Annotated in this window: 12 protein-coding genes and 1 tRNA gene; 8 read left to right on the plus strand and 5 right to left on the minus strand. The window is 73.9% G+C overall.

Annotation, left to right across the window (positions count from 1 at the left end; translation table 11 throughout):
* From ACPYOM_RS18040 to ACPYOM_RS18055, 4 genes are all read left to right on the plus strand, one after another.
* Positions 1-1,211 (plus strand): MinD/ParA family ATP-binding protein (locus ACPYOM_RS18040; protein WP_481347015.1); only part of this gene is annotated, 1,211 nt, incomplete at its 5' end.
* Between the two features lie 65 nt (positions 1,212-1,276).
* A tRNA-Leu gene (locus tag ACPYOM_RS18045) sits at positions 1,277-1,359 on the plus strand.
* A gap of 256 nt (positions 1,360-1,615) precedes the next feature.
* A complete protein-coding gene (locus ACPYOM_RS18050; RefSeq protein ID WP_481347016.1) occupies positions 1,616-2,542 on the plus strand; it encodes a serine/threonine-protein kinase in 927 nt (308 codons plus the stop codon).
* A 32-nt stretch (positions 2,543-2,574) separates the two neighbouring features.
* Complete coding sequence (locus ACPYOM_RS18055) at positions 2,575-3,228, plus strand: LON peptidase substrate-binding domain-containing protein (RefSeq protein WP_481347017.1); 654 nt, start codon at positions 2,575-2,577, stop codon at positions 3,226-3,228.
* 4 nt (positions 3,229-3,232) lie between these two features.
* On the opposite strand, the gene ACPYOM_RS18060 is transcribed toward ACPYOM_RS18055, so the two are convergent.
* From ACPYOM_RS18060 to ACPYOM_RS18075, 4 genes are all read right to left on the minus strand, one after another.
* Positions 3,233-3,859, minus strand: coding sequence for a M50 family metallopeptidase (locus ACPYOM_RS18060; RefSeq protein WP_481347018.1), 627 nt, complete (start codon positions 3,857-3,859; stop codon positions 3,233-3,235).
* Between the two features lie 92 nt (positions 3,860-3,951).
* Complete coding sequence (locus ACPYOM_RS18065) at positions 3,952-4,104, minus strand: hypothetical protein (protein WP_481347019.1); 153 nt, start codon at positions 4,102-4,104, stop codon at positions 3,952-3,954.
* 97 nt (positions 4,105-4,201) lie between these two features.
* Positions 4,202-5,434, minus strand: coding sequence for a cysteine desulfurase-like protein (locus tag ACPYOM_RS18070; protein WP_481347020.1), 1,233 nt, complete (start codon positions 5,432-5,434; stop codon positions 4,202-4,204).
* Between the two features lie 77 nt (positions 5,435-5,511).
* Positions 5,512-6,948: an FAD-binding oxidoreductase gene (locus ACPYOM_RS18075; RefSeq protein ID WP_481347021.1), complete on the minus strand. Its 1,437-nt coding sequence runs from the start codon at positions 6,946-6,948 to the stop codon at positions 5,512-5,514.
* A 195-nt stretch (positions 6,949-7,143) separates the two neighbouring features.
* Between ACPYOM_RS18075 and ACPYOM_RS18080 the strand changes: the two genes are divergently transcribed.
* From ACPYOM_RS18080 to ACPYOM_RS18095, 4 genes are all read left to right on the plus strand, one after another.
* Entirely contained in the window at positions 7,144-7,674 is a 531-nt protein-coding gene (locus tag ACPYOM_RS18080) for a mycothiol transferase (RefSeq protein WP_481347022.1), read from the plus strand.
* A gap of 7 nt (positions 7,675-7,681) precedes the next feature.
* The gene (locus tag ACPYOM_RS18085) at positions 7,682-8,191 is read left to right on the plus strand and encodes a nitroreductase family deazaflavin-dependent oxidoreductase (RefSeq protein WP_481343094.1); all 510 of its coding nucleotides are present in this window, start codon (positions 7,682-7,684) and stop codon (positions 8,189-8,191) included.
* Between the two features lie 95 nt (positions 8,192-8,286).
* Complete coding sequence (locus ACPYOM_RS18090) at positions 8,287-9,150, plus strand: CPBP family intramembrane glutamic endopeptidase (RefSeq protein ID WP_481343095.1); 864 nt, start codon at positions 8,287-8,289, stop codon at positions 9,148-9,150.
* Between the two features lie 182 nt (positions 9,151-9,332).
* Entirely contained in the window at positions 9,333-9,866 is a 534-nt protein-coding gene (locus tag ACPYOM_RS18095) for a GNAT family N-acetyltransferase (protein WP_481347023.1), read from the plus strand.
* Here the strand turns inward: ACPYOM_RS18095 and ACPYOM_RS18100 are convergent.
* Positions 9,848-10,217, minus strand: a 370-nt coding sequence (locus tag ACPYOM_RS18100) for a hypothetical protein (RefSeq protein WP_481347024.1), incomplete at its 5' end; no start/stop codon positions are given. The genes ACPYOM_RS18095 and ACPYOM_RS18100 overlap by 19 nt on opposite strands.

Raw genomic sequence — 10,217 nt, forward strand, 5'->3', positions numbered from 1 at the left:
CCACCGAGGCCGACGAGTCCACCCGCCACTGGCAGGCGCTCCAGCACAACGCCGAGGTCGCCGACGCCTCAGTGGAGGAGTACTCGGGCTGGGTGCCCGCCGGGTCGTCCTCGACGAGCGGTTCGGGGGCCTCGGGCGCCGGTGAGCGCACCGGACGCTTCACGACCGACCACACCGCGGCACGCGACGCGTACGCCTCCACCCCCACCGTCGACCCGGACGTCGCGGCGGCGGCCGAGGAGCTCGGACGCACCCACGACCTGACGCCCGTCGACCGGGCCGGCAGCTCGGACCGGCCCAGCGCCGACGACCTCATCACGGCCCGTTCGAAGGGTGAGCGGCAGAAGGTCAAGGCCAACCGGGGCCTGCGCAAGGCGTTCGGTCTGGGCCCCAGCGCCAAGGAGCTGCTCGAGCGCGACCGCATCGACCGCATCGCCCGGCCGCTCAACGGCCGCAAGACGATCATGGTCATCAACACCAAGGGCGGCGGCGGCAAGACGCTCGTCACCCTCATGCTGGCCAGCTACCTCGGCCGGTACCGCTCGGGCTCGGTCCTGGCCTGGGACAACAACGAGACCGAGGGCACCCTCGGCATGCGCGCCCCGTCGCAGAGCCACCACCGCACCGTCGTCGACCTCCTCGGCGCGCTACCGACGATCGCCGGCGACCCCAACGCCGGCACGTCCGAGCTCGAGCACTGGGTGCGCGAGCAGCGCGGCCTGTCCTTCGACGTCCTGGCCTCGGCCGACGACGACGAGGCGATGCGCATCATCGGCGAGCAGGAGTTCGAGGACCTCCACACGCAGCTGTCGCGGTTCTACCGGATGATCATCGTCGACACCGGCAACAACCGTCTCGCACCGAACTGGCTCGCCGCCGCCGCACGCGCGGACCTGCTCGTCTTCGCCACCTCGCTCAAGGACGACACGTCGGTCGTCGCGGCGAAGAACCTCGACGCGCTCGTCGCGATGGGCCGGGGGGACCTGGTCCGCAACGCCGTCTGCGTCATCTCGCACACGTCGGCCAAGGGCAACGACATCGGGGCCGGCGTCCACACCCGCGAGCACTTCGAGCAGTGGGTGCGGGCCGTCGTCGACATCCCCTACGACCCGATGCTCGCGCCGGGCCTGCACCTGGACCCGCTGAAGATCAACAAGAAGACGCACGACGCCTGCATGGAGATGGCCGCGGTCGTCGTCGACGGCCTATGACGTCCCGTCCGGCACGCCCGGTTTGGTGATCCGGTGGGCGATGCAGCACACTGTGTCCTTGTCACGCGCGAGTGGCGGAACGGCAGACGCGCTGTCTTCAGGTGGCAGTGTCCTTATGGGCGTGGGGGTTCAAATCCCCCCTCGCGCACGCGATGACGAAGGGCCCCAGTTCTCCGGAACCGGGGCCCTTTCGCACGTCGCCGAGTCGGGGCCCGTCGGGTGGTTCAAGCCCGAAGGCGGTGGGTATGTCCACGCGGTCGCTGCGCGGGGGCCGGCGACCTGTCCGGTCACGAACGTGAGTTCTCAGACGGGTCTGCGCCTCACTTACGATGAGTGCAGACGAAGGCCCCTGAGATGTCGAACGACGTGCACCTTCCGTCCGAAAGGCCCGGGTGCCATCTCCTATGAACCGTCTGCACGAAGGGTTCGTCCTCGGCGCACGCTACCGACTCGAGCGGCGCATCGCCTCCGGCGGCATGGCCGATGTCTGGGCGGGCTCCGACGACGTGCTCCAGCGGCACGTCGCGATCAAGGTCATGCGGCCCGACGCGGACCACGAGCGCCTCTTCGCGCTCCGCTTCCGTGATGAGGCGGTGCACTCGGCGGCGCTGATGCACACCAACATCGCGACCGTCTTCGACTACGGCGAGGACGACGGCCTGGCCTACCTCGTCATGGAGCTCGTCGACGGCGAGCCGCTGTCGAAGATCCTCGCCGAGCGAGCCCCGCTCGAACCCACCGAGGTGCGCTCGATCCTCGGCCAGGCGGCGCTCGCGCTCGGTGTCGCCCATGAGGCCCGGGTCGTGCACCGCGACGTCAAGCCCGCCAACATCCTCGTGCGTCCCGACGGCGTCGTGAAGCTGACGGACTTCGGCATCGCCCGCGCTCTCGACGCGTCCGGGCACACCCAGCACGGCGAGATGCTCGGCACGCCGAACTACATCAGCCCCGAGCAGGCGCTCGGTCATGCGGCCACCGGGTCGAGCGACCTGTACGCGCTCGGTGTCGTCGGCCACGAGATGCTCGCCGGCAGGCGCCCGTTCGACCGGGGCACCCCGATCGCGACGGCCCTGTCGCACGTCAACGAGCCGCCGCCGCCACTGCCCGACTCGGTGCCGCAGGACCTGCGCGACCTCATCGCCGACTGCCTCCAGAAGGACCCGGAGCTGCGCCCCCCGAACGCGGCAGCGTTCGCCTTCCGCCTCGGCCTCGGCGACCACGAGGTCGTCGGGCTGGCGCTCGGGCTGGCCCAGGCGATCACGGGTCAGGTCGTGGACCAGGAGCCCGAGCCCACGCAGGCGATGCCGACTCCGGTGGTCGCGCAGGACTGACGCGTCCGGGCCCCGGAACCTACGCTGGGGTGATGGCGACCCTGCCGCTGTTCCCGCTCGGGACCGTGCTCCTACCCGGAGCGCGTCTACCCCTGCAGATCTTCGAGCCGCGCTACGTCGCGCTGCTGCGTGACCTGCTCGCCGCGCAACAGCAGCGCTCGCCGGTCTTCGGCGTCGTCGCGATCCGCGAGGGCTACGAGGTCGGCGACGACGGCGTGGTGTCCCTGCACCCGGTGGGGTGCGGCGCCCTGCTGACCCAGGCGGCGGCGCTCGAGAACGAGCGGTTCTTCGTCGTGTCCGAGGGCACGCAGCGGTTCCGCCTCGACGCTGTGGACCCCTCGGCCGGGACTCCGTACGCGACGGGCGAGGTGACGTGGCTCGAGGAGGTCGAGGGCGATGCCGTCGCGGTGGCCGAGCTCGGGGCCCGGCTGCGCGCCGAGCTGCTCTCCTTCGCGACGACGGTCGGCGCGAAGGACCTCGACATGCCGGGCGACGACCGGCTGCTGTCCTACGCCGTGCCGCAGACCGTGAGCCTCGACGTCGGCGACCGCCAGCGCCTGCTCGAGTGCGTGGACACCGAGTCGCGGCTGCGTCTCGGGCTCGAGCTCGTGCGTCGCGAGAAGGAGTTCGCGGCGACGCTCGGGGCCGTGGCCAACCCGTCGGCACCGCCACCGAACCTCAACTGACGCCTCAGGCGAGCGCCGTCCACAGCTCGACGACGACCACCCAGGTCGCGAGGGCGCACCCGGCCACGAAGGTGAGGTTCCACAGGACGCGCGGCACGTGGGTCAGCTGGGCCAGGACGGCCGGGTCGCTGGCCGTCGAGCGGTCCGCGAGGACCGCGAGCAGGTGGCGCCACGCTCCGACGAGCAGCACGACGCCGAGCCCGACGAGCACGCGCGGTTGGAGGGTGTCGTCCCGCCACCACCACAGCCCCGCCGACCCGGCGATCACGACGACCATGACGACGACGGTCAGCGCCGAGCGCACGCGGAGCAGCGCGAACAGGAGCACGGCCAGGCCGGTGGTGACGAGGGGCGCCGACCAGCCGCGGCCGGCGGCCCAGACCATGAGTGCGCCGACGAGTGCAGGTGCCGGGTAGCCGGCCCACGTCGACGCGGCGCGACCGGGCCCGCGCGCCGGCCCCCGCGTCACGGCATGGCCGGACATGTCCCCGCGCAGGACGAACCCGGTGAAGCGGCGGCCGACGAGGACACCGACGACCGCGTGGCCGAGCTCGTGGACCAGGGTGACCACGAGTCGGACGACCCGCCACAGTGGTGCGACCGCCACGAGCAGGAGCGCGATGCCGAGCACGACGAGGATGCTCGTCTGCCGATCGCGATGTCAGCGGCCGTCGGCACGACGCGGTCCCGGACGGCATCGAGGAGGTCCACGGACACGAGAACCTAGCCGACGCCGACGCCGATGCCGATGCCGATGCCGGGCCGGCCGGCATCCCGCGCCCGCGCCCACGCCCCGGGGTCGCCGACGTCCTCGCTCCGTCCGCGCGTCGCGTGGCCGGGCGGGCGGCCACGGGTGACCCCCGCGGCGCTCAGCATTGCTCCGCCTGACGAGCCACCCTGCCTGATGCGCCGGCTGGCTCACCTCGTGGAGCAATGCTGAGCGCCCGGGGTGTCCCGGTCCCGCTGCGGCGTGTCATCGCGCGTCCGACGACGCGACCTCCTCGACGCCGCGCGCGAGGCGCTCGATGTCGTCGGCGTTCGTGTACGGCGCAAGCCCCGCGCGCACGCCCCCGACCGCGCCGAGGCCGAGGTGGTGGCTGCACTCCCACGCGTAGAAGTGGCCGGCGGGCGCGTTGACACCGCGCTGGGCGAGGGCGAACCGGACATCCTGCGGGTCATGACCCTCGAGCGTGAACAGCAGGGTCGGCGTCCGACGCTTCGCGTTGCTCCACATCGTGAGCCCGGGCACCGCCCGCAGCCGCTGCTCGAGCACCGCGAGCAGGGCGTCCTCGTGCGCCTCGAGGGCGGCGAACGACGCGACGACCGCCTCACGACGCGTCCGCCCGCTCGACGCCGTCACCGTGGCCGCACCGTCGAGCGTCGCGAGGAAGTCGACCGCGGCCGTCGTGCCGGCGAGGAGCTCGTACGGCAGCGTGCCGAGCTCGAAGCGCTCCGGCACGGTGTCGGTGGACGGGACGAGCTTGGCGGGGCGCAGCGTCTCGAGCAGCTCGGGTCGGGCTGCGAGCGCGCCGAGGTGCGGCCCGAGGAACTTGTACGGCGAGCACACCCAGAAGTCCGCGCCGCTGGCCGGCACGTCGGTGGCCACGTGCGCCGTCGCGTGCACGCCGTCGACCCAGAGCAGGGCCCCGACCTCGTGCGCGACCTCGGCGACCGCCGGCACGTCGGGGCGCGTGCCGATGAGGTTCGACGCGGCGGTGACGGCCACGAGCCGGGTCCGGTCGCCGACGACGGCAGCGACGTCCGACACGTCCAGCTCGCCGGTGGCCGGGTCGAATTCGACCCAGCGGACCGTCGCACCGCGGGACTGCGCGGCCAGGACCCATGGGCGGACGTTCGCGTCGTGGTCGAGGCGGGAGACGACGACCTCGTCGCCCGGCCCCCACGACGCCGACAGGGTCCGCGCCAGGTGGAACGTCAGCTCGGTGGCGCTGCGACCGAAGACGATGCCGGAGGGGTCGGCGCCGAGCAGGTCGGCGACCGCCGCCCGCGCGGCGAGCACCACCGCGTCGGCCCGCCGCTCGGCCGCGGTCACGACGCCGCGGTTGGAGATCGCCGAGGTCATCGTGGCGGCGACCGCCTGGGCCACGACGTCCGGCGTCTGGGAGCCACCCGGGCCGTCGAAGTGGGCGGCGCCCTCGCGCAGGGCCGGGAAGTGCGCGCGGACGCGCTCGACGTCGTAGGGCATGCCCCGAGACTAGGCCGACCCCGGACGCCCGAGACCTCGAGCATCCGGGGCCGGCGTCTTCTCGGCCACGGGGGGCGTCAGTCGGTGACGCGTCCGTCCTCGAAGAGGCGCGGCACCCGGTGGTTCGCCACGAACCGGTTCTCCGGGTCGAACGCCGACCGGATCCCCTTGAGCTGCAACCAGGTCAGCTCGTCGAACGCCGACCGGGCGTCGGTCGGCTCCTCGGCGAAGTTGAGGTACGTCCGCCCGGACTCGAACGGGCGCATCGCCGTGACGAGGCGGTCCGCGTCGGTCCGGCCCCGGGCCGCGAGCTCCGGTGTCGCAGCGATGCCGACGGCGAACAGCGCATGGTCCGCGTCGAGGCTCGACAGCGCGCCGCCGCCCTCGACCGGCCGGGCCAGCGCCCCTCCGAGCTGCCGAAGCTCGGTGGACAGCAGCGACGTGCCCGAGTCGGGACCGGACTGCTCGAGCAGCGTGTCGACCGCCGCGTCGGTGAGGGTACCGAGCATCGTCGAGCCGGACACAGCCGGCGTCGGGCCCTCCGGGTCCATGTGGAGGCGGGGCAGCGCACGAGCCGGCACGCGGTCGAAGGTGTCGATCTCCGGGCCGAGGCCCCGCAGCAGCGACAGGACCGAGCGTGCATCCGCGTCGCAGCCGACGACGGCGCCGTCGACGACGACGAGCGACCGGCCCCGCAGCGGCTCGGGGATCGTCGGCAGCGGCGGCAGGTTGAGCAGCCGCAGCGACGTCGAGACGCAGTCGGGCGCATCGGAAGCCCAGTCGGCCCACCGGCGCACGACGCGGTCGGCGTGCCGCACGTCCCACACCAGCATGCCCGCGTACGCCGTCTCGATCGGGTGGAGGCGGAACTCGATCGCCGTGACGACGCCGAAGTTCCCGCCGCCACCACGCAGCGCCCAGAACAACTCGCGGTTCTCCGACGCGTCGGCGCGCACGTGCTCGCCGTCTGCGGTGACGAGCTCGACCGCCGTCACGCTGTTCGATGCCAGGCCGAGCTTGCGTGCGTACCAGCCGATCCCGCCGCCGAGCGTGTACCCGGCGATGCCGACGTCGGGCGAGCTCCCGTGCAGGGCGGCGAGCCCGTGGTCGGCGGCCGGCTCGGTGGCGTCGACCCAGATGGCGCCGCCTTCGACGCGTGCGACGCGTCGCACGGCGTCGACGGTGACGGCGCGCATCTCGTGCATCTTCACGAGGACGACGTCCTCGAGGCCGTGCGCGACGAGCGGGCCGGCGTTGTGGCCGGTGCTCTGGGCCGCGACGCGGAGGCCGTCGGCTGCGGCCGCACGGACGGCGGTCTGCACGTCGGCGACGGTGCGCGGGACGACGACCGCGGCCGGACGCTGGTCGACGGCGACGTTCCAGGGCAGCCGGGCCGCGTCGTAGCCGGCGTCGCCCGGCAGGTGGACGGGAAGCTGGACCGCACCCGGGCGCAGCTCGGCGAGGCTCGTGGCTCGCGCGACGTCCGCGGCTGGGGTGGTGATGTCGATGGTCATGGTGTGGCTCCTCGATGTGGTGTCGGGTGCCCGCCCCGCGGGGTCGTGCGGGACGGGCATCGACGGGTCAGAGGCGCAGTCCCCGAGCCAGATACATCCCGAGCGAAAGGTCCGGGTTCGTCCCGTGCGTCGCGACACCGGGGACGGGCGCGCCGTCCCGGCCCCGGTGTCGGTGCCCGGGTGCATGCTGGGGTGATGGCAGACGACACGACGAAGACCGCGCACGACCTCCTCGTCGACGGCTTCGGCCGCATCGAGGAGGGCGTCCCCGCCGTCGTCGACGGGCTCTCCGTCGACGAGCTGCTCTGGCGTCCCGACGCCGACGCCAACCACGTCGCCTGGCTCGTGTGGCACCTCGCGCGCCAGCAGGACGACCAGGTGGCCCACGTCGCCGGCACCGACTCGGCCTGGCTCGGCGACGGCTGGATGGACCGCTTCGGCCTGCCCTACCCACCCGAGACCCACGGCTGGAGCATGAGCAGCGCCGACGTCGGGCGGTTCACCGTCGCCGACCCCGGCCTCTTCGCGGCCTACCAGGGCGCCGTCCACGAGCGCACCCTCCAGCTGCTCGACGGGCTCGACGCCGACCGCTACGCCGAGGTCATCGACCCTCGCTGGGACCCTCCCGTCACCGTGGGGGTGCGGATCGTGTCGGTCCTCGACGACGCCGCCAAGCACCTCGGGCAGGCCGAGTACGTGCGCGGGCTGATCCTGCGCCGGCGCTGAGACCGCGGTGGCCACGCCCCTCCCGCGCTGGCTCCGGACCGTCTACGCGGCGCCCAACGCGCTCTACGACCACGGGCTCGGGTGGGTCCTCGGCCACCGCTTCCTCAGGGTCGAGCACGTCGGGCGGCGCACCGGGCGCACGTACACGGCGGTCGTCGAGGCGCTGCAGTACGACCCGTCCACCGGGGAGGCCGTCGCCATGGCCGGGTACGGCCGCCGCGCCGACTGGTTCCGCAACGTCAGCGCCGCGGGTTCGGCGCGCGTCGAGTTCGCCCACGGTCCCCGGCCGGCGGCGGTCCGGGTGCTCGGCGTCGACGAGGCGGCGGACGTGCTCGCCGGGTACGAGCGTCGCCACACCCTCCTGCGCCCGGTCCTGCGTCCGTACCTCTCCTCGCTCGCCGGGTGGCGCTACGACGGCTCGCCGGCGGCGCGGCGTCGTCTCGTCGAGCAGCTGCCGCTCGTGTCGTTCAGCCCGGCGGGCGCCCCGCTCCGGGCCTCCGAGACGCGGCGGGGCTGACGGGGCGGCGCGCGACGCCGGCGTCGTGTGACACGGGCCACCTCCCTGGCGAGACGGCCGTGCGGCGTACAGGAAGGCATGTCATCCTCGACGGGATGACCAGCCCGACCGCGCACCTGCACGCCGTCGACGCACCGAGCGCCGGCGCCGTCGCGCTGCCCCGTTCGGGCGGCAGCCAGCCGGCGCGCGAACGGCACCGCCACCACGAGACGCACGAGTGGGTCCGCGCCCGCCGCCTGCGCCTCATCGCCCGGGGTCGACGCGTCCGCCTCGCGGCCACGGTGAGCGTCGTCTTCGCCCTCGTCGGCGTCAACCTCGCCAACCACCTGCTCGGCTGGGACACCATGTGGCTCGGCCCGGTCGGTGCCGTCGCGCTCATCGCGTTCGCCCGCTGGCAGGGTCTGACCTGGCACCAGCTCGGCCTCGCCCGCCGCACGCACGCCCGCGGCCTCCGCTGGGGCCTCGGCGTGATCGGCGTCGTCGGCCTCGTGTACCTCGTCGGGGTGCTCCTGCCCTCGACCCGCACCGCCTTCCTCGACGCGCGCTACCACCTGCCGCCGGCGTCGGCCCTGCTCACGGCGTTCGTCATGATCCCGCTCGGCACGGTGCTGCTCGAGGAGGTCGCCTTCCGGTCGGTGCTCTGGGGCATGCTGTCGCGGCACGCGCGGATGTGGCAGGTGCTCCTCGGCTCCTCGATGCTCTTCGGGCTCTGGCACGTGCTGCCGGCTGCCGCCTCGGCCACCGGCAACGCCGCCGTCGGCGAGGCGTTCGCGGCCTTCGGGCCCTGGGCCAAGGCGGCGGTGGTCGTCGGCACGGTCCTCTTCACGGCCTTCGGCGGCGTCGTCGCCGGCGAGCTGCGCCGCCGCAGCGGCAGCGTCCTGGCCAGCGTCGGCATGCACTGGGCCACCAACTCGCTCGGCGTGCTCTTCGGCGTCCTCGCCTGGCGACTCGCCGCCTGACGCGACCCCACCTGGCGGTCCCCGTGCGGCGGTCCGTGCCCGGCGGTCCCAGCGAGGCGCGTCCCCCGCAGGAGTGCGCCCTTGCCCCACGAGTGCGCCGTGCACGGCGCCCCTCTCGGGGAACCGCGCACTCCTGACGCCACCGAGCACCCGCTCGACGGCGGCCGGCGCGCGAGACCCGGGTGCGGCGCGTCCGTCGCACGACGCATACTCCGGACATGTCCTTCACGCTGCGTGCGGCCCGGTCCGAGGACTTCGCCCGGCTCGGTGACCTCACCGCCGCGGCCTACCTCGACGACGGCCTGCTCGACTTCGGCGCCGAGGACCCGTACCTCGAGCTGCTGCGGGACGTCGCCTCGCGCGCCGAGCACGCCGAGGTGCTCGTCGCCGTCGACCCCGGCGGCACCGTCCTCGGAGGGGTGACCTTCGTCGGGTCCCAGGGCCGGTACGCCGACATCGCCGGGCCCGACGAGGCGGAGTTCCGGATGCTGGCGGTGGCCCCGGAGGGCCGCGGCCGAGGCGTCGGCACCGCCCTCGTGCGCGAGTGCATCGACCGCTCGCGGGCTCTCGGGAGGCGTCGGGTCGTGCTGTCGACCCAGCCGGTGATGCACGCCGCGCACCGGATGTACGAACGGTTCGGGTTCGTCCGCGTGCCGGAGCGCGACTGGAACCCGATCGGCGACGTGCACCTGCTCGTCTACGCGCTCGAGCTCTGACCCCGCGCTGTGCCCGACCGGGCGGCGCCCGCCCGGTCGGCGCGCACCTGGGCGACGAGGCCGCGGACCGCCGTCACGATCGACGGGTCCAGGTCGACGTGCCGCTCGAGCAGGTCGAGCAGCGTCTCGGCCGCATCGGCGTTGCGCTCGTAGCCGGGCAGCAGGTCCGCGAGCGGCAGGACGTCCGGGCCGAAGCGCCGCTCGACCCCGCGGTCCACGGCGAAGGCGTCCTGGCGTGGACCGGTGCAGAGGCCGAGGTGGTCGAGGACGGTGACCCAGCGGTCGACGGCGTGGCCCTGGATGAAGCGGGTGGCCGTGAGGCGCTCGCCGCGCAGGTCGCGGTGCAGGCCC

It is taken from the genome of Monashia sp. HAY1-2A, assembly GCF_056755315.1.

What these genes read in the sequence shown, in the direction of transcription:
- ACPYOM_RS18080 (WP_481347022.1), top strand. Translation starts at nt 7,144, where the DNA reads ATGGCAGACGACACGACGAAGACCGCGCACGACCTCCTCGTCGACGGC.
- ACPYOM_RS18050 (WP_481347016.1), top strand. Translation starts at nt 1,616, where the DNA reads ATGAACCGTCTGCACGAAGGGTTCGTCCTCGGCGCACGCTACCGACTC.
- ACPYOM_RS18075 (WP_481347021.1), bottom strand. Translation starts at nt 6,948, where the DNA reads ATGACCATCGACATCACCACCCCAGCCGCGGACGTCGCGCGAGCCACG.
- ACPYOM_RS18070 (WP_481347020.1), bottom strand. Translation starts at nt 5,434, where the DNA reads ATGCCCTACGACGTCGAGCGCGTCCGCGCGCACTTCCCGGCCCTGCGC.
- ACPYOM_RS18055 (WP_481347017.1), top strand. Translation starts at nt 2,575, where the DNA reads ATGGCGACCCTGCCGCTGTTCCCGCTCGGGACCGTGCTCCTACCCGGA.
- ACPYOM_RS18090 (WP_481343095.1), top strand. Translation starts at nt 8,287, where the DNA reads ATGACCAGCCCGACCGCGCACCTGCACGCCGTCGACGCACCGAGCGCC.
- ACPYOM_RS18065 (WP_481347019.1), bottom strand. Translation starts at nt 4,104, where the DNA reads ATGCTGAGCGCCGCGGGGGTCACCCGTGGCCGCCCGCCCGGCCACGCG.